The sequence below is a fragment of the Mycobacterium sp. NPDC050041 genome, from assembly GCF_049541695.1.
Lineage (GTDB): Bacteria > Actinomycetota > Actinomycetes > Mycobacteriales > Mycobacteriaceae > Mycobacterium.
Genome location: NZ_JBMVDG010000004.1, coordinates 468,043 through 487,810, shown reverse-complemented (window position 1 = coordinate 487,810; position 19,768 = coordinate 468,043). Strand labels below are relative to the sequence as shown.

Here is a 19,768-nt window from a genome sequence, read left to right as displayed (position 1 = left end):
TTTCACGCCCATGCCGCACATCGCTTCCATCGGGACCTACCTCCCGTGCTGGGGATCACCCCTGCACCGGGTGGCGGGCGACGACGAGGATGCGATCACGATGGCGGTCGAAGCCGGCCGCGCGGCGCTGGCCGCCGGTGGAGCGGTCGAACGGGTGGTGCTGGTCAGCCGTGACCTGCCCCCGGTGGAGAGCAGCAACGCCGCGGTGCTGCTGGCCGGCCTCGGACTGGACCCCGAACTCGAGGTCGATGAGCGGCTGGGCGGTGCGCCCGCCACGCTCGACGCGGTCAGCTCGGCGCGCCCCCGGTCACTGATCATCGGTGTGGACCTGGATCCGGCGGGCGCCGCGGCCATCCTGACCGCCGACCACGGCCGGCGGGTGCGCACCGCGGCCCGCGTGGCCCGCAGCCTGCCCGTTCGCACCCGCAACGCGGTCGGGGTGGTGCACGACTACGGCGATCCGCGGCTGCTGCACGAGCGGGGCTTGCTCGCATCGCTGTCGGCAGCCTGGTTGGACACCCCCGTCGCGGTCGCCGGAGTGGAATACGACAAGGTGACGGAGCTGTGCGCGGGCACGCCACCACATATCCCGACTTATGGAGCAAGTGCCGGATTATTCGCCCTCGCAAGCCTTACCGAATCCGATACCATCGGCCCCTTGGTTGCGGTCGAGCAGGCAAGTCTGTCCGGGATCACGGTCGCAGGTGGCGAGGCTCAGGTGAATCGACGAGAACCGGCGGCGCGTACGTTGCCGGACGGCGCCGTCACCCCCGGCGCGGATCTGCCGATCTCGCTGGCCGCCTACGAGCGTGCCTTCGAAGCCAAAGTGCGTTGGGAAGCAGGCAGATACGCCGGCAGTGATCAGCTCGACTTCCCGCCGCGGTACCGGGTCGGCGAGGACTGCTCGCTGAGCACCGATTACGAGCTGGTCCCGCTGCCGAAAACGGGAACGGTCTACACCGAAGCGACCGTGCGCATTCCGGTGCCCGGCCTGAGGTCGCCGTACTCCCTGGTGATCGTCGAACTCGACGACGTGGCGGTGCGTGCATTGGTGAAGGTGACCGGCGCGGCCCCCGGGTCGGTGGACATCGGTGACCGTGGCCGCCTGGCGCTGCGCCGAATCGCCGTGCGCTCCGGTGTGCCCGACTACGGTTACGCCTTCGAACCCGACGCGGCATCCTCGCGCGAGTCGCTGTGCGACCGCTCCGCGGGTGCGGCATGAGGAACGTCGCCGTCGTCGGTGCGGGGATGACGCCGTTCGCCGAGCATTTCGCCTTCGGCATCAAGGATCTGCTGGCGATGGCCTTCGCCGATTGCGTTGCCAGCGTCGACAAGGGCATGTCGAAGAGTGACCTCGACGCCGCCTGGTTCGGTGCGATGGGAACGACCGACGGCTTCCCGTCCGGAATCCTCGCCGACACCCTCGACCTTCACGAACTGCCCGTCACCCACATCGAGAACTCCTGCGCCACCGGCAATGACGCCGTCCGGAATGCGTTGTTCGGGGTCGCCTCCGGTGCGGCCGACGTGGCGCTGGTGATGGGTGCGGACAAGCTTCGCGAAGTCGCCACCAAAGACATGCTTTGGGGCTGGGAGGCGATGACCCGCGACATGGCATGGGACTACCCGCTGGGTCTCGTCGCGCCCGCCGGATTCGCCCTGCACGTCCGGCGTTACCTGCACGAGTCGCCGGCGACGCGCGAGCACCTGGCGATGATCGCCGTCAAGAACCACCGGCACGCCGTCGACAACCCCAAGGCGCGGTTGCGCTTCGAGATCACCGTCGAGCAGGCGATGTCCGCGCCGATGGTGGTCGACCCGTTCGGCGTCTACGACTGCGCGCCGCAGAGCGACGGGGCCGCGGCACTCGTGCTGGCCGCCGAAGACGTGGTGGACCGGTTCACCGACCGGCCCGTGTGGATCCGCGGGGTCGGACTCGGGCTCGATTCGGTGATGTATCCGCACAAACCGGACATGACGACCTTTCCCGCGACGGTGCGAGCGGCCAAGCGGGCGTTCGCGATGTCGGGCATGTCACCGGCCGACGTGGACGTCGCCGAGGTGCACGACTATTTCACCGGCATCGAACTGATCAGCTACGAGGACCTCGGGTTCGCCGACCGTTTCGAGGCCCATAAGCTCGTCGAGACGGAGACGACCACCGTCGGGGGAGCACTGCCGGTCAATCCGAGCGGTGGGCTGAAGGCGAAGGGACATCCGCCGGGAGCCACCGGCGTCGCGCAGTGTGTCGAGATATTCGGTCAATTGCGCGGGGAGGCGGTCAATCAGGTGGACGGCGCACGGATAGGGTTGGCGCACAATATCGGTGGCCCGACAGCGGTGTCGGCGGTCACCATCCTGGAAGGACCCGGATCCGATGGCTGAACGATGGACGACAGGGGTGAACCTGGGTCGGGCATCGGCGCCGATGCAGGCGGTCGGCGGATTGTTCGCGATGTTCGCCGATGCGATCCGGTTCATCTTCCGCAGGCCGTTCCAGTGGCGCGAGTTTCTGGAGCAATCCTGGTTCGTCGCCCGGGTCTCGCTGGCGCCGACGCTGCTGGTGGCGATCCCGTTCACCACCCTGGTGTCGTTCACGCTGAACATCCTGCTGCGCGAACTGGGCGCGGCCGATCTGTCGGGCGCCGGTGCGGCGTTCGGCGCGGTGACGCAGCTGGGCCCGATGGTGACGGTGCTGATCGTGGCCGGCGCCGGCGCGACCGCGATGTGTGCCGACCTTGGCTCGCGCACGATCCGCGAGGAGATCGAGGCGATGGAGGTGCTGGGCATCAATCCGGTTCAGCGACTGGTGACGCCGCGCATGCTGGCCTCGGGTTTGGTCGCGCTGTTGCTCAACAGCCTGGTGGTGATCATCGGCATCCTCGGCGGCTATGTGTTCTCGGTGTTCGTCCAGGACGTCAACCCTGGCGCGTTCGCCGCGGGCATCACGCTGCTGACCGGGGTGCCCGAGGTGATCATCTCGTGTGTCAAGGCCGCGCTGTTCGGACTGATCGCCGGTATGGTCGCCTGCTACCGCGGTCTGACGATCACCGGTGGCGGCGCCAAGGCGGTCGGTAACGCGGTCAACGAGACGGTGGTGTACGCGTTCATGGCGCTGTTCGTGATCAACGTGGTGGTCACCGCCATCGGCATCCAGATGACGACGGGCTAGACATGGGAACCCTGACCACGCTTCGGGCCACGTACCCGCGCATCGCCAAGCAGCTCAGCCGGCCGGTGGGAACGTTGAGCCGCATCGGCGACCACACCATGTTCTACGGCCGTGCGCTGGCGGGCACCCCGCACGCCGCCGTGCACTTCCGCAAGGAGATCATCCGGCTGATCGCCGAGATCTCCATGGGCGCGGGCACCTTGGCGATGATCGGCGGCACCGTCGTGATCGTCGGATTCCTGACCCTGGCCACCGGCGGCGTACTGGCGATCCAGGGCTACAGCTCGCTGGGCAACATCGGCATCGAGGCGCTGACGGGCTTCCTGGCGGCATTCATCAACGTGCGCATCGCCGCGCCGGTGGTGGCCGGGATCGGCCTTGCCGCCACCTTCGGCGCCGGCGTCACCGCACAGTTGGGCGCCATGCGGATCAACGAGGAGATCGACGCGCTGGAGTCGATGGGCATCCGCCCGGTCGAGTACCTGGTGAGCACACGGATCGTGGCCGGGATGGTCGCGGTGACACCGCTGTACGCGATCGCGGTCATCCTGTCCTTTGTGGCCAGCCAGTTCACCACGGTGTTTCTACTCGGACAGTCCGGCGGGCTGTACTCGCACTACTTCGACACGTTCCTCAACCCGATCGACCTGTTGTGGTCATTCCTGCAGGCCATTTTGATGGCGATCTCGATCCTGCTGGTGCACACTTACTTCGGCTATTTCGCGACGGGGGGGCCGTCGGGGGTGGGTAACGCCGTGGGCAATGCCGTGCGCACCTCGCTCATCGTGGTGGTGTCGGTGACCCTTCTGGTGTCGCTGTCGGTCTACGGTTCCAACGGCAACTTCAACCTGTCGGGTTAGGGGCAACATGGCGCAGAGCAACACCGGCGGCCGGAACTACGCCGCCCTGGCCGGACTCGGCACCATCGTGGTGTTCGGGCTCATCATCGCCATGGCTATCGGCCTGTTCCGTGGCAGTTTCACCAGCACGGTGCCGGTGACGGTGATCGCCGATCGCGCAGGCCTGGTGATGAATCCCGAGGCCCGGGTGAAGATGCGTGGCGTCCAGGTCGGCCAGGTGTCCTCGATCGAGGAACGCGCCGACGGCAAGGCCGTGCTGCACCTGGCGATGAATCCGGACCAGCTGAAGCTGATCCCGTCGAATGTTCTCGTCGACATCGCCTCCACCACCGTGTTCGGCGCCAAGTTCGTGGAGATGGTGCCGCCGCCCGATCCCGAGCCGACGCGACTGGCGGCCGGTCAGGTCATCGAGAACCGGCACGTCACCGTCGAGGTGAACACGGTGTTCCAGCAACTGGTGAACGTGCTGGACAAGATCGACCCGGCGAAGCTCAACGAGACGCTTGGCGCGATCTCGTCGGCGTTCAACGGACGCGGCGAGCAGTTCGGCAAGACCCTCGTCGACTTCAACGCACTGCTCGCCGAACTCGAGCCGAGTCTGCCGAACCTGTCGCGCGACATGGAGGCTTTGACGCCCACGCTGACCGCGTACGCCGATGCGGCACCGGATCTGCTGTCGACCATCCAGAGCACCACGTCGGTGAGCAACTCGATCGTCGACCAGCAGCAGAACCTCGACGCCTTCCTGGTCAGCAGTATCGGTCTGGCGGACCTCGGCAACGAGGTGGTGGGCGGAAATCAGCAGGCGCTGACCGACCTGGTGCACGAACTGGTGCCGACGACGGAACTGCTCAACGAATACCGGGAGTCGATCTGGTGCGGCCTCGGCGGCCTCATCCCGTTCGCGAAGTCCGCGCCGCAGTACTCGGGCATCATCACCAACGCCGGCCTGACCCTCGGTGTCGAGCGCTACCGATACCCCGGCGACCTGCCGAAGGTCGCGGCGTCCAGCGGCGGCGCCGACTTCTGCAAGAGGCTCGGTCTGCCCGAGCAGCCGGCCGAGTTCCGCCCGCCGTTCGTCGTCGGCGACGTCGGCGCCAACCCCGCCCAGTACGGCAACGCCGGCATCCTGCTGAACTCCGAGGGACTCAAGAACTGGCTCTACGGGCCGCTCGACGGTCCGCCGCGCAACAGCCCACAGATCGGAATGCCGGGATGACGCGGTTGCTACCGACGCTGATCAAGCTGGGAGTGTTCGCGATCGTCAGCGTGCTGCTGACGGCCTTCGTGTTCCTGGTCTTCAGCGACGCCAGAACCGGTGCAAGCAGCGAGTATTCGGCCGTCTTCAGCGATGCCTCCCGGCTGAAGACGGGCGACACGGTCAGGATCGCCGGCATCCGCGTCGGCACGGTCAACGGCGTCGAACTCAAGGCCGACCGCAAGGTGCTGGTGACCTTCGAAGCCGACCGCAGCACCCAGCTGACCACCGGCACGAAGGTCGCGATCCGGTACCTCAACCTGGTGGGGGACCGCTACGTCGAGCTCATCGACACGCCGGATTCGACGAAGATCCTGCCGGTCGGATCGCAGATCCCGGAGGACCGCACTGCGCCCGCGCTCGATCTGGATCTGCTGCTGGGCGGGCTCAAGCCGGTCATCCAGGGGCTGAACCCTCAGGACGTCAACGCGCTCACCGGCTCACTGGTGCAGATTCTGCAGGGCCAGGGCGGCACGCTGGAATCGCTGTTCAGCAAGACGTCGTCGTTCAGCAACTCGTTGGCCGACAACAACCAGGTGATCGAGCAGCTGATCACCGAACTGCGCACAGTGCTGGACACGCTGTCGAAGGACGGCGACGAATTCTCCGGCGCGATCGACAAACTCGAGCAGCTGATCTCCGGACTCGCCCAGGACCGCGACCCGATCGGCACGGCCATCGAGTCGCTGGACAACGGGACCACCTCGCTGGCCGACCTGCTCGGCCGCGCCCGGTCTCCCCTCGCAGGCACCGTCGATCAGTTGCACCGGCTGGCTCCGGTGCTCAACACCGACCTCGACCGCCTCGAGGCCACCATCCAGCGGCTTCCCGAGATCTACCGCAAGCTCGCCCGCGTCGGGTCGTACGGGGCGTTCTTCCCCTACTACATCTGCGGGGTCTCCTTCCGCGCCAGTGATCTGGAGGGACGTACCGTTCTGTTCCCCTGGATCAAACAAGAGACCGGAAGGTGCGTGGACGAGTAATGCTCAAATATCGTGGCCCTCAGCTCGTCCGGGCAGGCTTCATCGGCGTGGCCGTCATCGTCCTCATCATCGTCGTCGGGCTGCAGCCCGAACGGCTGATCTCGTGGGCAACCGCGCTGCGCTACCAGGCGCACTTCACCGAGGCCGGCGGGCTCGTGAGCGGCAACGACGTGACCGTCTCGGGCATCAAGGTCGGGTCGGTGTCGTCGATCGCACTGGACAACGGGGACGCGCTGGTCAAGTTCACGATCAACAGCAAGTACGCGCTGGGTTCGGACACCACCGCCCACATCCGCACCGGTAGCCTGCTCGGTGAGCGCGTACTGACGCTGGAGTCCGCAGGCAGCGGCAAGCTGTCGACCGATCAGGTCATCCCGACCAGCCGGACCACTTCGCCTTACTCGTTGACCGATGCGGTCAGCGAGCTGACCGCCAACACCCGGAACACGAACACCCAGGCACTGAACCAGTCGCTCGACACCCTCGCGCAGACGCTCGACCAGGTGTCCCCTCAGCTCGGCCCGACCTTCGACGGCCTCACGCGGGTGTCGGAGTCGCTCAACAACCGCAACGAGAGCCTTGCCGAACTGCTGCGCACGGCAGGCGATGTCACGCAGATCTTCTCCGAGCGCAGCAGCCAGGTGAACGCGCTCATCCTCAACGCCAACGATCTGCTGGCGGTGCTCGACGAACGCCGCTACGCCATCACCAGCCTGCTGGCGAGCATCTCCGCGGTGTCCAAGCAGCTGACCGGGGTGGTGGCCGACAACGAGAACGAGCTGCGCCCGACGCTCGAGCAGTTGAACACCGTCACCGCGATGTTGGAGCGCAACCGCGACAGCCTGGCCAAGATGCTGCCCGGTGCCGCGAAATATTATCTGACCCAGGGCGAGATCGTCTCCAACGGCGCCTACTACAACGCGTTCGTGCCGAACCTGGTCTTCGGCCAGCTGCTGCAGCCGTTCCTCGACTACGCGTTCGGTTTCCGCCGCGGTGTGAACGCCGGGCAGCCACCGGACGCCGTCGGGCCGCGCGCCGAGCTCCCGTTCCCCGTCAACGGCATTCCCCAGCCAGGAGACCTCCCCGATGATGGCAACCCGTAAGCGCCTCGCGGCCTGGACCGCGATCCTGCTGGCCGTCGCCCTGGTGGCCGGCGGCGGTTATCTGGTGCGTCAGGCCTTCTTCGGGCCCACGACGGTCAACGCGTACTTCTCGACGGCCACCGCGATCTATGCCGGGGACGAGGTTCGCGTCGCCGGCGTGAAGGTCGGCACGATCGAGGCAATCACCCCGGAGGGCACGCAGACCAAGATCTCCATGAGCATCGACCGCAGCGTGCCGATACCGGAGGGCGCGAAAGCGGTGATCGTCGCCCAGAACCTGGTGGCCGCGCGGTATGTGCAGCTAACCCCTGCCTACCGCGAGGGGGACGGGCCGACGATGCGGGACGGCGGCGTGATCCCGCAGAGCCAGACCGCGGTCCCGGTGGAGTGGGACGAGGTGAAGGACCAGCTGATGCGGCTGGCCACCGAATTGGGACCGGACAAGGGCGTCGACGGCACCTCGGTCTCCCGGTTCATCGACAGCGCGGCCAACGCCCTGGACGGCAACGGCGAGAAGCTGCGCAGCACGCTGTCCCAGTTGTCCGGGGCGGCGCGGATCTTCGCCGAAGGCAGCGGCAACATCGTCGACATCATCAAGAACCTGCAGATCTTCGTCACTGCGATGCGGGACAGCAAGCAGCAGATCGTCCAGTTCCAGAACCGGCTGGCCAGTCTGACCAGCGTCCTCGACGACGGCAGATCCGATCTCGATGCGGCGCTGTCGGACCTGTCGGTCGCCATCGGCGAGGTGCAGCGCTTCGTCGCGGGCAGCCGGGACCAGACCTCCGAGCAGGTGCAGCGGCTGGCGAATGTCACTCAGGTGCTGGTGGACAACCGGTTGGCGCTGGAGAACGTTCTGCACATCACGCCGAACGCGATCGCGAACTTCAACAACATCTATTATCCGAACAGCGGCGGGGTCACCGGCGCGTTCGCCTTCACCAACTTCTCCAACCCGACGCAGATCATCTGCGGCATGATCGGCGCCGTCGCCAACGTGAGCGCGCCCGAGACCGCCAAACTCTGCGCGCAGTACCTCGGGCCCGCGGCGCGGCTGTTGAACTTCAACAACATCCCGTTCCCGATCAACGCCTACCTGAGGCCGGCGATCGATCCCAAGCGGATGATCTACACGGATCCGAAGCTGGCGCCCGGCGGAGCGGGGCCCGGCGATCTGCCCGAGCCGCGACCGACCGTCTCCGCCTACACCGGCGCAGGCGACATCCCGCCACCCCCGGGTTGGGGTGCGCCGCCGGGACCGCCGGGGATCTACCAGCCCGACCGCGATGCGCCGGCCACCCCATCACCGGCGCTGTACCCGGGTGCGCCGATACCGGCACCGCCGACCATCATCTCCAACATCCCGGTGCAGTCACCGTCGGTGGACGAGATGCTCCTGCCTGCGGCCCCGCCCGGCTCGACGGTCGACGACGCCGCCCCGGCGTCGGCGCCGAACACGCCCCTGCTGCCCGCGGAAGGGAACCCGCCATCATGACCCGCCATGTCCCGATGCGGCGAGCCGTGATCGCGTCGTGTGCGGTCCTGACGCTGTCCGCGTGCTCGTTCCAGGGTGTCAACTCGCTGCCGCTGCCCGGTGCGGACGGGCGTGGGCCCGACTCCGTCAGCTATCAGGTTGAGGTGCCGAATGTCGGCACGCTGGAGTCGAATTCACCGGTGCTGATCGACGACGTCGTGGTGGGCAGCGTCGGGAAGATGACGGTCAAGAACTGGCATGCCGACGTCGAGATCTCGGTGAAGCCAGACGTGGTGGTGCCCGCCAACGCGGTGGCCACCGTCGGGCAGACCAGCCTGCTGGGCTCGATGCACCTGGCACTCAACACCCCACTGGGTGAGAGCCCGCAGGGACGACTGCAGCCCGGCACCACCATTCCGCTCACCGACTCGTCGACCTACCCGTCCACCGAGCGCACGCTGTCGTCGCTGGCCGCGGTCGTCAACGGAGGCGGGCTGGGACAGATCGGCGACGTGATCCACAACGCCAGTCGCGCGCTGTCCGGGCGCGAGCCGGAAATCCGCGAACTGCTCACCCGCCTCGACGACTTCGTCGGCACACTCGACGCGCAGCGGGAGAACATCATCGCATCGATACAGCAGCTGAACCGGCTGGCCAGCCGGTTCGCCGGACAGCGAGACGTCATCGACCGCGCTCTCAAGGACATCCCGCCCGCCCTCGACGTGCTGATCAAAGAGCGGCCGACGCTCACCACCGCGCTCGAGAAGTTGGGCACCTTCAGCGACACCGCGACCACCCTGGTGAACAACGCCGGGGACGATCTGGTGACCAACCTGAAGAACCTCGAGCCGGCCCTGACCAGGATCGCCGACATCGGACCTGACCTGAACCTCGCGCTGTTGTGGGCCACCGCGTTCCCGTACGGGCCGACCTTCGCCGACCGGATCACCAAGGGTGACTACATCAACCTGTACGCCATATTCGACCTGACCTATCCGAAGTTCAAACGATCGCTGCTGCTGGGTACCCGATGGGAAGACCAGGAGGCCAAGCTCATCCCGGCCCCGGGCGACCCCTACTACCTCAACTACTCCTACGATCCGATGAGCATCGGTGTTTCTCCGCCCCAGCGTGATTCGCCGGACACGCCGGCCGCACCACCGGGTGAGGTAGGTGAGGTGGCCGAGATGGCGCCCATACCCGCCGTGGCCGAACCGCTGCTCCCCGTCACGCCGCCACCGCCTGCCAATCCCTGGGCCCCCTCGGCCCAGAGCATTCCACCGGGACAGATCTTCGCGGGGCCGTTCGGCGCCGCGCCGCCGCCACCTCCGCCGGCGCCCGCGCCCGCCGAAGCACTTCCGCCGACCTCGGAAGGTGGCTGATGCTCACCCGGTTCGTGAGGACGCAGCTCATCATCTTCACCATCGCCTCGGTGGTGGGGGTGGGCGTGATGGTGTTCGCCTACATGCAGGTGCCGACCCTGCTCGGAATCGGCCGCCTGGCCGTCACCCTCGAGCTACCGGCCGGCGGCGGTCTCTACCAGTTCAGCAACGTGACCTACCGTGGCGTTCAGGTGGGCAAGGTGACGTCGGTGAATCTGACCGAGGACGGTGCGGAGGCCACGCTGTCTTTGGAGACGTCGCCGAAGATCCCCGCCGATCTCGAGGCCGAGGTGCGCAGCGTCTCGGCCGTCGGCGAGCAGTACGTCGACCTGCGGCCCCGCACCGACTTGGGGCCCTACCTGACCGATGGATCGCGAATCTCGGTGCGCAACACCACGATTCCGCAGCCCGTCGGGCCGGTGCTCGACCAGCTCAGCTCGCTGGTCGAATCGATCCCGGGAGATCGCATCTCCGATCTGCTCGACGAGGCGTTCAAGGCCTTCAACGGTGCGGGTCCGGACTTCCAGTCCCTGCTCGATTCGGCTTCCAAGCTGTCAACAGACGTGCGAGGCGTCTCCGGCGAGGCCCGCACCCTGGTCGACGACGCCGGGCCGCTGCTGGAATCCCAGGCGGAGACCACGGATTCCATTCGGACGTGGGCGCGCAGTCTGGCCGGCGTCACCGGTCAACTCGAGCAGAACGACCCGGAGATCCGGACCACGCTGGAGCGCGGCCCCGGCTTCGCGCAGGAGGTCAGCGCACTGCTCGAGCAGCTGAAGCCGACCCTGCCGATCCTGCTGGCCAACCTCACCACGGTGGGACAGGTGCTGGTCACCTACAACCATTCACTCGAACAGTTGATCGTGATGTTCCCGCCGATCATCGCGGCACAGCAATCCTTCGGCCTGCCGAACAAGAATCCGACCGGCCTGCCGTTCGCCGACTTCGCGCTGACGATCAGCGACCCGCCGCCGTGCACGGTCGGCTTCCTGCCGCCGTCGCAGTGGCGTTCCCCGGAGGACGAGACGTCGATCGACACGCCTGACGGCCTGTACTGCAAGCTGCCGCAGGATTCCCCGATCAACGTCCGCGGTGCGCGCAACTACCCGTGCCAGGCCCATCCCGGCAAGCGCGCCCCGACGGTCGAATTGTGCAACGACCCACGCGGTTTCATTCCGCAGGTGATCCGCCAGCACTACACCGGGCCCTATGCGTTCGATCCGAACCTGATCAAGAACGGGCTGCCGCCGCACGACATCGTGGACTTCAACGAGCGGATCTACGCTCCGGTCCAGGGGACGCCGTTGCCGCCGGGCGCGGCGCCGTCCGGAACGCCTCCTGGCGCGTTCACGCCGCAGCCGCCACCCGGTGCCTCGCCGCCGGCTGCCGCGCCCGCACCCTTGGCGCCTGTCCAGCCCGCGCTCCCGCAGGCCCCGGTGCCGCCGCCGCCACCGGCAGGCAACTCGCTCAACGGAACTTCGATCGCGCCCCCACCGGCACCTCCGGCCGCCGACGGGGCGGTTCCGGCGACCCCCAGTGCGTACGACGGTGACGGGCCGGCAGTGGCGTTCCAGCGTTACGACCCGCGCACCGGCCAGTTCCTGACAGCAGACGGGCGCCTGCAGACACAGAGCAACCTCGTGGGTGCGGACAAGTCATGGAAGGACATGCTGCCGAACTGACTCGCCGGGCGGCCGCAGCGAGTCGCGGTGGCCTGCAGAGGCGCGCCACGGCGGGGCGCGGCCGGTCAGGAGCTGACGCGCTCCACCCGCACGGGCAACTCGAAGTCCAGCACCGCGTTTCGGCCACACGACCCGCTCGGTGACTTGGTCAGATTGCGGCCCATCAGGAAGTCGGCAGATTGGATGCGTTCCTCGTTGACCGGATCCCAACCCATGATGATGAACGTCTGCCGGGCACGCGCAAAAGTGCCGTCGGGGCACGGCGCCCACTTCGGGATGTCGTGCTCGATGTACCAGAAGTCGTCCAGGCGGACCGATCCGGTCCAGCCGACGCTGCTGGTCACCGTACCGGTGCATTCGATCGGACTGACACAGCTGGTGTTCACGGTCCAGGTCTGGGTCTCACTCGGCACGTCGAACAGGACCTCGTCGCGCCTGGCCCATTCACCATCGGAGAACACCCGGTAGGTGCCGTTGAGACCGTAGGTCTTGGCATGCGCCATGGGCGCAACGGCCAGGCCACCGAACAGGGTTGCCACGGACATCGCCATGGCGCCGAGCACTCGGTCTACGCGCATGGCCACCAGCATAATTCGCCGCTGGAGCTTGGCTCTCCGAAAGCGAGAATTTGTTTACTCCCTGTGTGAAGATGATCTGATGCGTTCGATCGTCGCGATACTTGCTGCATGGGCGACTCCGGTGTTGGTGGCGGCGACCCTGATGGCGCCGCAGGCCTTAGCGCAGCCGCAGATCCCCCCGCCGCTACCGCCGGCCGGGGCGCCGTGCAACAACCCGAACTGCACACCCGGTATCGCACCCAACATCGTGCTCGGCTCCTACTGCAACAACAGCACCTACTACGCGTTCGGCGTGACGTCGTGGGGCCGTCTGGTGTTCTGCGGTTCCGCCCGGCGGTACGAACCGCGCTGGTTCCGGTCACCCGAGATGCACGGGGTGAAGAATTTGTACGACTTGTGCTCGGACTTCGTCGGCGAGGTAGCACAGGCTCCGGACGGCCTCTTCCTCACCTGTGTCGCGATGAACAACCGCGCCTACTGGGAGCGCGGCGACCTGCCTCTGCGCGGCACCGAATAGCGCCGCCGCCCGGTGAAAAGGGCGGCGGCACCACGGATCACGATACGTGCGTGTACTTGATGTTGATCTCCGTCAGGCCACGAAGGATGAACGTCGGCTCATACTCGTAGCGGCGGGCGTCGGCCGGGCCGTGCTTCTCCTCGTCGATGGTGATGTCGGCCATCCGGTCGAGGATCCGTTCGACGGACACCCGGCCCTCGACACGGGCCAGGGGGCCGCCCGGGCAGGAGTGCACGCCGCGTCCGAAGGCGATGTGCTCGCGAACGTTCTTGCGGTCCAGGTGGAACGCGTGCGGATCGTCGAAGCGGTCGGGGTCGCGATTGACGGCGCCCGGACAGACCATCACGATCGTGCCCGTCTTCACCTCGAGGTCGCCGACCTTGGCCGGCTTCTTGGCAAGCCGGAACTGGCTCTTCACCGGTGCGTCCATCCGCAGCGACTCCTCGACGAACGTCGGGATGCGGCTGCGGTCGTCGCGCAACGCCTGCTGGATCTCGGGATGGTCGCCGAGGACCCGCATGGAGGCGGACAGCAGCTTGGTGGTGGTCTCCTGACCCGCGGCGAACAGGAACGTCGCCGAACGTGCCACCTCGATGAGTTCCGGCGTCGACCCGTCGGGGTACTTCGACGTCGCCAGCCCGGTCAGGACGTCGTTGCGCGGGTTCTTCCGGCGGTCGGCGAGGTAGGAGATGAACTTGTCGTCGAGCCACTCGAGCGGATTGAGGCCGACGTTCGCACCGTCCAGCCGACCGACCTGGGTTTCCGGCCGCGGGGCACCCAGTACGTTGCGGAACTCCTCATGGTCCTCCGGGGGCACCCCCAGCAGGTCGGCGATCACCAGCAGTGAGAACGGTTTGGCGTACGAGGACAGGAACTCGCACTGGCCGGCGGCGATGAAGTCGTCGAGCACCTCGTCGGCGAGGCGCCACATGAAGTCCTCGTTCTCCTTGAGCCGCTTGGGCGTCAGCAGCCGGTTCAGCAGCGACCGGGCGTCGGTGTGCTCCGGCGGATCCATGGTGACCATGTGCTCGAACATCGGCAGCTGCGACCGGTTGGCGGCGATCTGCGCGGTCAGGTCGTCACCCTCCGGGGTGAACGGCAGCGGCGGGAACGGGCCGCCGAGGGCGATGCAGGAGGAGAAGGTGTCGCTGTCCTTGAGGACCGAGTTGGCCTCCTCGTAGCCGGTGATCGCCAGCACGCCGTAGTGCGGCTCGGGCTGGACGGGGCACTTGCTGCGCATGTGGTCGTAGTAGGGGTGAGGATCGGGCACCAGCGACGGGTCGGTGAAGTAGTCGATGGTGTCGAAGTCGGTCATCTGGGGGCGTCCCTTCGAGAAACTGAACACTGCGGTGGCCCGACAGGGAGTCGGCGCTCTGGGCTGAAAGTGCTGAGCATCTGCTTAGCATGACGTAGGGTCGTGGTCAAGGTCACAGCGCCCGACGGCGGCTACTATCCCCGTGTCCACCAGTCATTCGACGGAAGGTGTTGCGACGTGGCTTCTCCGCGCCGGATCGGGGCGCCCGACGCCAGGAACCGGGTCGTGCTGCTCGAAGCCGCCGAGCAGTTGATGATCGACGAGGGTTACGCGGCGGTGACGTCGCGACGCGTCGCAGAGAAGGCCGACCTCAAACCGCAGCTGGTGCACTACTACTTCCGCACCATGGACGAGTTGTTCCTCGCGCTGTTCCGGCGTCGCGCCGAGCAGGGCCTGGAGGCGCAGGCGCGGGCGCTGACGTCGCCGCAGCCGCTGTGGGCCCTGTGGCGCTTCATGACCGATCCGTCGGCGACCCGGCTGACGCTCGAGTTCATGGGGCTGGCCAACCACCGCAAGGCGCTGCACGCCGAGATCGCGCTGTACGCGCAGCGGGCCCGTGAGGAGCAGACCAAGGCGATGAAGGTGGTGCTGCAGAACTACGGGGTCGACACCTCGACGGTGCCCGCCGTGGTGTGGACGTTCTTCGCCACCGGCGCCTCACAGGTCCTGGTGTTCGAGCGCAGCCTCGGGATGTCGCTGGGCCACTCGGAGATCGTGTCGTTCCTCGAAGACCAGATCCGCGCAATCGAGGGGGAGCCGTTGCCCCTCGAGTCACCAGGGGCGGATTGAGCAGAGCGTGCCCTTGGGGCCGGCATCTGTCTTCACCACGACGCCGTCGACGGCGAGCACGCAGTGGAAGTTCGCGGGCTCCGTCGCGTAGAACGTGGTGGCCGTGACCATGGCCCACTGATCCGGATCGGCGAGCATGACGTCCAGCGTCCACATCTGATCCGGACCGAGCGCCGACCAGGTCTTGGGGCTGAACTTGTACGAATTGTGGCTGTACTCCGCCCAGTTCGGCGGATCGACGTCGCGGTAGTAGATCTCCGCCTCGGGCACCGGCACCTCGGTGAAGACGGTGTACTTGACGTGATGCATCACCGGCGGCGGCGGTGCGGGCTGGGCGTTGGCCGAACCGACCGTCGACAACATGGCGGCGAACACCGCCGCGGTCGCGACGGCGGGCCGGATCGGAAACAGCATTATCGAATATTAGAACAGGACTTCCACCGATTGCGTCGTTTGCCCGAGCCGCTCAGTACAGATAGATGGCCAGCACGGCGGCCCACAGCACCGCCAGCCACCCGTCGGTGGCCCAGCGCAGCCACCGCGGCGCCGTTCTGACCTCCATGAAGTACCGGATGATCAACCGACCCTTGATCACTCCCAGGGCGATCACCGCCAGGGTGATGGGGATGCTGGCCACCGCGTCGTGGTCGCCGTGGGCGGGTGCGAGCCACCAGGAGGCGACGGTGATCGCCGACAGCACGACCCAGGCGACCGTGACCGCACGGTCCGCCTGTGCCCTCGAGGCGGCGGCTGGAGAAGCATCGACGGTCACGGGTTCACCTCATCACGTAGAGCAGGGCGAAGATGACGATCCACAACAGGTCCACCATGTGCCAGTAGACAGCCCCGGACTCGACCATCGACATCCGGCGACGATGCGGGTCGCGCAGCTCGCGGACGACGATGCCGATGATCAGCAGGCCGAGGGCGACGTGGAAGAGGTGGATACCGGTGAGCATGTAGTAGAACGACCAGAACTCTCCGCTGCCCAACGTGTGGCCCCCGGCGATCTTGACCGACCACTCGTAGGCCTTGACGCCGATGAACGCCACGCCACAGGCGGCGCCGCCGTAGGTCCACCGCAGGGCGGCGAAGGGGTCGCCCGCCCGCGCCGCCACCACGCCGCGCGCGATGAACCACGAACTCGTCAGCAGCACAAGCGTGTTCAGCACACCCACGGTGAGCGTGAGGTCCTGCTGGGCGTGCAGGTACTCCTGCGGCGCCATCGCGCGGTGCACCATGAAGATCACGAAGTAGGCGCCGAAGATGATGAGGTCGCCCAGCACCATCACCCACATGGCGCCGTCCCCGGGCAGGTGGGCTCGCGTGCCGGTGCCGGTGCCGGGAGCGGTGACGGCGTTCTGCCGGGTGTCGGTCATGGCCGGCCTCAGTCCAGCGGCAGTTCGTCGGCGGGCTGTTCCTCGGTGGCCTTGCGGAGGAAGAAGATCACGCAGGACAGCCAGAAGCCGAAGATCAGCGTCCCGGACCAAAAGGCCATCGACCCGTTCCACGAGAACGGCCCGGCGCCCACCACGAAGAGCGGCGCCGCCATGATCTCGGTGACGATCTGCCAGACGGTGACGTAGGCCAGCCACTTGGGGAAGACGCCGTTGCGGTCGTAGAGGATGGCGATCGCGAAGCCGAAATACGCGGCGGCGAAGCAGCCGAGCGATCCGACGTAGGACAGGCAGCCGAGGTCGTAGAGCAGCGCCAGCAGTTCGGGATCGCGGTCGGGCCGCAGCGCCGCCGTCAGGAAGCAGAACGCGACGAGCAGGCAGCCGGGTAGCGCGCCGACGGCCATCCCGCCCATGTAGAGATACGCGCAGACCGAACCCGAGGTCATCCGTTTCATGTGGTAGACGACGATGCCGTTGGCTACACCCGCGCCGCCGACGATGAGGATGAGCATCCCGAAACCGATCTGGATGGTCAGGTGGTGTGCGGCGAAGAACTCGGCCTTCTGCGCAGTGGTGACGTCGGGCCGCGGCGGGGGCATGGTGCGCGCCAGGGCGAAGAAGATCGCCCCGAACGCGGTGTAGAACGCGGGCACGATCCAGAAGACGATCCAGATGTCGCGCTTGCCCGCCGACGGTCGCGCGGGATCGACGGCGCCGGGATTGTCGGCGGGCCTCTCGGCCGGTGAGGTGACCGTGCTCATCGGGCGGGCACCGCCGCGTCGCGCTGCTCTGCGGCCTGCCTGCGCAGCACGCCCCGCAGCACGAAGAACATCACCACCACGAAGGCGGCGAAGGCGCCGTTGCGCAACCAGAATGACACCACGCCGTCCCAGGCCAGCGGTCCGGAGGTGACCACCGCCGCGGCCGCGGCGGGGGCCATCGCCACAGCCGTCGCCAGCGAGTAGTGCCCGACCCAGCGCGGGAACACCGGCCGCGGACCGGTGTCGAAGTAGACGGCCAGCGCCAGTAGCAGGTTCTGGGCGACCAGCATGCCGACCGGCGCGATGAAGATGATCCAGGCCATGTCGTTGAGCAACTGGACCAGTTCGGGCCCGCGGTCCGGACGGAACGCGGCCACCAGGTAGAAGATGTCGGCAAGCGCGAAAATCGTTGCGCCGCTGACGACGGCGGTCAGGTAGCAGTAGGCCAGCACGTGGCTCTGGCCGGCCATCCGCTTCATCTGGACGACGATCACCAGGAACAACGGCAGCAGCATGATCGCGCACAGGTTGAACGTGATCATGCTGAACCGGATCATCGCGGCGTTGTCCCGGTAGAACGCCGCGACCTCCTCGGCGGACAGTGTCGGCGACATCGGCGGGAAGAAACCGGGGAAGGCGACGAATGCGACGAGCAACATCACCGCGGCCGCCAGCGCGGCCCACAGACTGACCGATTGGGTGGTGACGTCGGCGGATCGTGGCGAGCTGTCGGTATCGGTGAGCGTCATCGAACCTCGATGCGTTGCGGCGGTGGGCGGAGCGCGCTGAACGCGGCCCCTAGCCGGTCGGCTGGTCAGCCAGAGTAGCCGATCGGCTACCCACCGGGCAACGCCGGCTTCAGGTCGACAGGATGGTGGCCGACGCGGTTCCCGGCGCCCCGTACACCTGCGCCAGCCCGACCCTCGGCTCGCCGGGGACCTGGCGGTCGCCCGCTTCGCCGCGCAGCTGGCGCACCAGCTCGTGCACCTGGCGCAGACCCGACGCGCCGATCGGCTCGCCGTTGGCGATCAGACCGCCGTCGGTGTTGACCGGTATCGATCCGCCGATCTGGGTGGCGCCGTCGGCCAGCAGCTTCTCCTGCTCGCCGTCGGCGCACAGGCCCGTCTCGGCCATGTGGATGACCTCCGCGCCGGCGTCGGTGTCCTGGAGCTGTGCCACGTCGACGTCCTCGGGGCCGATCCCGGCCTGCTCGTAGGCCGCGCGGGCGGCGTACACCGTGGGGGAGACGTCCTCGTCGAGCGGCGCGGATGTGGCGTGCACCTCGTAGGCGCCGAACGTCCTGGTGCGAATCTCCGTGGCCTTCACGTATACCGGCTTGTCGGTGTAGCGGTGCGCGATGTCGCCGCGGCACATGATGACCGCCGCCGCACCCTCGTCGGGGGCGCAGAACATGAACTGGCGCAACGGATAGTTCAGCACCGGCGAGGCCATGATCTCGTCGACCGAGATCTCCTTGCGGCGGAACGCATTCGGATTCAGTGCGCCGTTGCGGAAGTTCTTGTTGGCCACGCGCGCGAGCGTCTCCTCGGAGATGCCGTGCTTGTGCAGATAGTGGTTGGCCTTGATGCCGAAGAACTTGGTGGTGACGAACTGCCCGTTCTCCGCATACCACTGCGGCAAAGCGAGTTTGGCAGGATCGTCGGTGAACGCGCCGCGCGGGTGCTTGTCCAGGCCGATCGCGATGCCGATGTCGTACTTGCCCAGCCGGATGGTGTCGGCGGTCTGCTGGATGGCACTGGCGGCCGTGGCGCAGGCGTTGAACACGTTGGTGAACGTGATGCCGGTCAGGCCGACCAGGCGGGTGACCGCGTCGGGATTGGACACCTCGTAGCTGCCGCCGAAGCCGAACTGGATGTCCTTCCAGTCCAGCTTCGCGTCGGTCAAGGCACTCTGGATCGCCTCTGCGCCCATCTCCATCGCGGTCTTGTCGAAGCGGCCGAAGGGATGCAGACCCACGCCGATGATCGCCACGTCGTTCATGTCTCGACTGTTCCTCTCGTACGCGGGGTCAGACCGGCTGGAAGGCGAAGGTGATGATCTCCTCGCCGTCCTCGTCCTCGGTGAACGGGATCATCGTCAGCTCGACGTCCATCCCGAACTGCAGCTTGGCCGGATCGTTCTCGGTGAGCCGGCCCTCCACCCGGATGACGTCCTCGAGTTGCACGAGGCCGACGCCGAACGGCACGAAATCCTTGCCGGTCGGCCCCTTGTAGGGGGCGCCGGGCGGGAAACCCTGCGTGGTCCAGGCGACGAGCGTGCCCGTGCGCGGGAGCAGCGCGTCCGACATCTCGGCGCTGCTGCACTTCGGACAGTGGGCCTGCACCGGGAAGACGGTGGCGCCACATGCGCCGCAGGTGCTGCCGATCAGCTGGGGTTCGCTGTCCGGCCAGGTCGAGATCTCGGGCGCGAGCGCCTTGGCCATGGACGTCCTCCTGTGTCGACGGTCGAACAGCGCCTATGCGGCGCCCGTGCATGT

21 protein-coding genes are annotated in these 19,768 nt (G+C 67.2%); 12 read left to right on the top strand and 9 right to left on the bottom strand.

Annotation, left to right across the window (positions count from 1 at the left end):
* Nucleotides 1–10 precede the first annotated feature (10 nt).
* Genes ACPCHZ_RS16570 through ACPCHZ_RS16525 form a run of 10 tightly spaced genes read left to right on the top strand, consistent with a single transcriptional unit; the run spans nt 11 to nt 11,914 of the window.
* Nucleotides 11–1,222 carry a Zn-ribbon domain-containing OB-fold protein gene (locus tag ACPCHZ_RS16570; RefSeq protein ID WP_423485709.1) on the top strand — a complete coding sequence of 404 codons (1,212 nt, stop codon included), beginning with the start codon at nt 11–13 and terminating at the stop codon, nt 1,220–1,222.
* Nucleotides 1,219–2,385: a thiolase C-terminal domain-containing protein gene (locus tag ACPCHZ_RS16565; RefSeq protein ID WP_423485708.1), complete on the top strand. Its 1,167-nt coding sequence runs from the start codon at nt 1,219–1,221 to the stop codon at nt 2,383–2,385. The genes ACPCHZ_RS16570 and ACPCHZ_RS16565 overlap by 4 nt, the downstream gene beginning before the upstream one ends.
* Nucleotides 2,378–3,172 carry an MlaE family ABC transporter permease gene (locus ACPCHZ_RS16560; protein ID WP_269893479.1) on the top strand — a complete coding sequence of 265 codons (795 nt, stop codon included), beginning with the start codon at nt 2,378–2,380 and terminating at the stop codon, nt 3,170–3,172. Before ACPCHZ_RS16565 ends, ACPCHZ_RS16560 begins: the two co-directional genes overlap by 8 nt.
* Before the next feature lie 2 nt (nt 3,173–3,174).
* Complete coding sequence (locus ACPCHZ_RS16555; protein ID WP_423485707.1) at nt 3,175–4,032, top strand: MlaE family ABC transporter permease; 858 nt, start codon at nt 3,175–3,177, stop codon at nt 4,030–4,032.
* A gap of 7 nt (nt 4,033–4,039) precedes the next feature.
* The gene (locus ACPCHZ_RS16550) at nt 4,040–5,251 is read left to right on the top strand and encodes an MCE family protein (protein WP_423485706.1); all 1,212 of its coding nucleotides are present in this window, start codon (nt 4,040–4,042) and stop codon (nt 5,249–5,251) included.
* Nucleotides 5,248–6,273, top strand: coding sequence for an MCE family protein (locus ACPCHZ_RS16545; protein WP_423485705.1), 1,026 nt, complete (start codon nt 5,248–5,250; stop codon nt 6,271–6,273). Before ACPCHZ_RS16550 ends, ACPCHZ_RS16545 begins: the two co-directional genes overlap by 4 nt.
* The gene (locus tag ACPCHZ_RS16540) at nt 6,273–7,376 is read left to right on the top strand and encodes an MCE family protein (RefSeq protein ID WP_423485704.1); all 1,104 of its coding nucleotides are present in this window, start codon (nt 6,273–6,275) and stop codon (nt 7,374–7,376) included. Before ACPCHZ_RS16545 ends, ACPCHZ_RS16540 begins: the two co-directional genes overlap by 1 nt.
* Nucleotides 7,360–8,871: an MCE family protein gene (locus tag ACPCHZ_RS16535; RefSeq protein ID WP_423485703.1), complete on the top strand. Its 1,512-nt coding sequence runs from the start codon at nt 7,360–7,362 to the stop codon at nt 8,869–8,871. The genes ACPCHZ_RS16540 and ACPCHZ_RS16535 overlap by 17 nt, the downstream gene beginning before the upstream one ends.
* Nucleotides 8,868–10,232, top strand: a complete 1,365-nt coding sequence (locus ACPCHZ_RS16530; protein ID WP_423485702.1) for an MCE family protein — start codon at nt 8,868–8,870, stop codon at nt 10,230–10,232. Before ACPCHZ_RS16535 ends, ACPCHZ_RS16530 begins: the two co-directional genes overlap by 4 nt.
* Complete coding sequence (locus ACPCHZ_RS16525; RefSeq protein ID WP_423485701.1) at nt 10,232–11,914, top strand: MCE family protein; 1,683 nt, start codon at nt 10,232–10,234, stop codon at nt 11,912–11,914. The genes ACPCHZ_RS16530 and ACPCHZ_RS16525 overlap by 1 nt, the downstream gene beginning before the upstream one ends.
* A gap of 65 nt (nt 11,915–11,979) precedes the next feature.
* Here ACPCHZ_RS16525 and ACPCHZ_RS16520 read toward each other — a convergent pair whose 3' ends face one another.
* Nucleotides 11,980–12,492 (bottom strand): hypothetical protein, encoded by a 513-nt coding sequence (locus tag ACPCHZ_RS16520; RefSeq protein WP_423485700.1) that lies wholly within the window; start codon nt 12,490–12,492, stop codon nt 11,980–11,982.
* Between the two features lie 79 nt (nt 12,493–12,571).
* On the opposite strand from ACPCHZ_RS16520, the gene ACPCHZ_RS16515 reads away from it, so the two are divergent.
* Nucleotides 12,572–13,009, top strand: coding sequence for a hypothetical protein (locus ACPCHZ_RS16515; protein ID WP_423485699.1), 438 nt, complete (start codon nt 12,572–12,574; stop codon nt 13,007–13,009).
* A gap of 37 nt (nt 13,010–13,046) precedes the next feature.
* Here ACPCHZ_RS16515 and ACPCHZ_RS16510 read toward each other — a convergent pair whose 3' ends face one another.
* Nucleotides 13,047–14,324, bottom strand: coding sequence for a cytochrome P450 (locus tag ACPCHZ_RS16510; RefSeq protein ID WP_364984603.1), 1,278 nt, complete (start codon nt 14,322–14,324; stop codon nt 13,047–13,049).
* 177 nt (nt 14,325–14,501) lie between these two features.
* On the opposite strand from ACPCHZ_RS16510, the gene ACPCHZ_RS16505 reads away from it, so the two are divergent.
* Nucleotides 14,502–15,113: a TetR/AcrR family transcriptional regulator gene (locus tag ACPCHZ_RS16505; RefSeq protein ID WP_364984605.1), complete on the top strand. Its 612-nt coding sequence runs from the start codon at nt 14,502–14,504 to the stop codon at nt 15,111–15,113.
* Here ACPCHZ_RS16505 and ACPCHZ_RS16500 read toward each other — a convergent pair.
* The 7 genes from ACPCHZ_RS16500 to ACPCHZ_RS16470 all read right to left on the bottom strand — a co-directional run bounded on the left by ACPCHZ_RS16500 (nt 15,096) and on the right by ACPCHZ_RS16470 (nt 19,714).
* Nucleotides 15,096–15,527 (bottom strand): hypothetical protein, encoded by a 432-nt coding sequence (locus ACPCHZ_RS16500; protein WP_423485698.1) that lies wholly within the window; start codon nt 15,525–15,527, stop codon nt 15,096–15,098. The two genes, ACPCHZ_RS16505 and ACPCHZ_RS16500, sit on opposite strands and share 18 nt — an antisense overlap.
* Before the next feature lie 52 nt (nt 15,528–15,579).
* Complete coding sequence (locus ACPCHZ_RS16495; RefSeq protein WP_423485697.1) at nt 15,580–15,885, bottom strand: cytochrome C oxidase subunit IV family protein; 306 nt, start codon at nt 15,883–15,885, stop codon at nt 15,580–15,582.
* Between the two features lie 4 nt (nt 15,886–15,889).
* Nucleotides 15,890–16,492 carry a cytochrome c oxidase subunit 3 gene (locus tag ACPCHZ_RS16490; protein WP_423485696.1) on the bottom strand — a complete coding sequence of 201 codons (603 nt, stop codon included), beginning with the start codon at nt 16,490–16,492 and terminating at the stop codon, nt 15,890–15,892.
* 8 nt (nt 16,493–16,500) lie between these two features.
* Nucleotides 16,501–17,271, bottom strand: a complete 771-nt coding sequence (locus ACPCHZ_RS16485; protein WP_423485695.1) for a hypothetical protein — start codon at nt 17,269–17,271, stop codon at nt 16,501–16,503.
* Nucleotides 17,268–18,020: a hypothetical protein gene (locus ACPCHZ_RS16480; protein WP_423485694.1), complete on the bottom strand. Its 753-nt coding sequence runs from the start codon at nt 18,018–18,020 to the stop codon at nt 17,268–17,270. Before ACPCHZ_RS16480 ends, ACPCHZ_RS16485 begins: the two co-directional genes overlap by 4 nt.
* Before the next feature lie 109 nt (nt 18,021–18,129).
* Nucleotides 18,130–19,272, bottom strand: a complete 1,143-nt coding sequence (locus ACPCHZ_RS16475) for a thiolase family protein (protein ID WP_423485693.1) — start codon at nt 19,270–19,272, stop codon at nt 18,130–18,132.
* Nucleotides 19,273–19,300: 28 nt separating this feature from the next.
* Nucleotides 19,301–19,714: a Zn-ribbon domain-containing OB-fold protein gene (locus tag ACPCHZ_RS16470; protein WP_364984616.1), complete on the bottom strand. Its 414-nt coding sequence runs from the start codon at nt 19,712–19,714 to the stop codon at nt 19,301–19,303.
* Between the last annotated feature and the right edge of the window lie 54 nt (nt 19,715–19,768).

Bases quoted from the DNA above. Each gene is read 5' to 3' on its own strand.
- ACPCHZ_RS16520 (WP_423485700.1), bottom strand. From the start codon at position 12,492: ATGCGCGTAGACCGAGTGCTCGGCGCCATGGCGATGTCCGTGGCAACC.
- ACPCHZ_RS16535 (WP_423485703.1), top strand. From the start codon at position 7,360: ATGATGGCAACCCGTAAGCGCCTCGCGGCCTGGACCGCGATCCTGCTG.
- ACPCHZ_RS16485 (WP_423485695.1), bottom strand. From the start codon at position 17,271: ATGAGCACGGTCACCTCACCGGCCGAGAGGCCCGCCGACAATCCCGGC.
- ACPCHZ_RS16570 (WP_423485709.1), top strand. From the start codon at position 11: ATGCCGCACATCGCTTCCATCGGGACCTACCTCCCGTGCTGGGGATCA.
- ACPCHZ_RS16515 (WP_423485699.1), top strand. From the start codon at position 12,572: ATGCGTTCGATCGTCGCGATACTTGCTGCATGGGCGACTCCGGTGTTG.
- ACPCHZ_RS16480 (WP_423485694.1), bottom strand. From the start codon at position 18,020: ATGACGCTCACCGATACCGACAGCTCGCCACGATCCGCCGACGTCACC.
- ACPCHZ_RS16490 (WP_423485696.1), bottom strand. From the start codon at position 16,492: ATGACCGACACCCGGCAGAACGCCGTCACCGCTCCCGGCACCGGCACC.
- ACPCHZ_RS16565 (WP_423485708.1), top strand. From the start codon at position 1,219: ATGAGGAACGTCGCCGTCGTCGGTGCGGGGATGACGCCGTTCGCCGAG.
- ACPCHZ_RS16530 (WP_423485702.1), top strand. From the start codon at position 8,868: ATGACCCGCCATGTCCCGATGCGGCGAGCCGTGATCGCGTCGTGTGCG.
- ACPCHZ_RS16510 (WP_364984603.1), bottom strand. From the start codon at position 14,324: ATGACCGACTTCGACACCATCGACTACTTCACCGACCCGTCGCTGGTG.
- ACPCHZ_RS16560 (WP_269893479.1), top strand. From the start codon at position 2,378: ATGGCTGAACGATGGACGACAGGGGTGAACCTGGGTCGGGCATCGGCG.
- ACPCHZ_RS16475 (WP_423485693.1), bottom strand. From the start codon at position 19,272: ATGAACGACGTGGCGATCATCGGCGTGGGTCTGCATCCCTTCGGCCGC.
- ACPCHZ_RS16545 (WP_423485705.1), top strand. From the start codon at position 5,248: ATGACGCGGTTGCTACCGACGCTGATCAAGCTGGGAGTGTTCGCGATC.
- ACPCHZ_RS16500 (WP_423485698.1), bottom strand. From the start codon at position 15,527: ATGCTGTTTCCGATCCGGCCCGCCGTCGCGACCGCGGCGGTGTTCGCC.
- ACPCHZ_RS16540 (WP_423485704.1), top strand. From the start codon at position 6,273: ATGCTCAAATATCGTGGCCCTCAGCTCGTCCGGGCAGGCTTCATCGGC.
- ACPCHZ_RS16470 (WP_364984616.1), bottom strand. From the start codon at position 19,714: ATGGCCAAGGCGCTCGCGCCCGAGATCTCGACCTGGCCGGACAGCGAA.
- ACPCHZ_RS16525 (WP_423485701.1), top strand. From the start codon at position 10,232: ATGCTCACCCGGTTCGTGAGGACGCAGCTCATCATCTTCACCATCGCC.
- ACPCHZ_RS16555 (WP_423485707.1), top strand. From the start codon at position 3,175: ATGGGAACCCTGACCACGCTTCGGGCCACGTACCCGCGCATCGCCAAG.
- ACPCHZ_RS16550 (WP_423485706.1), top strand. From the start codon at position 4,040: ATGGCGCAGAGCAACACCGGCGGCCGGAACTACGCCGCCCTGGCCGGA.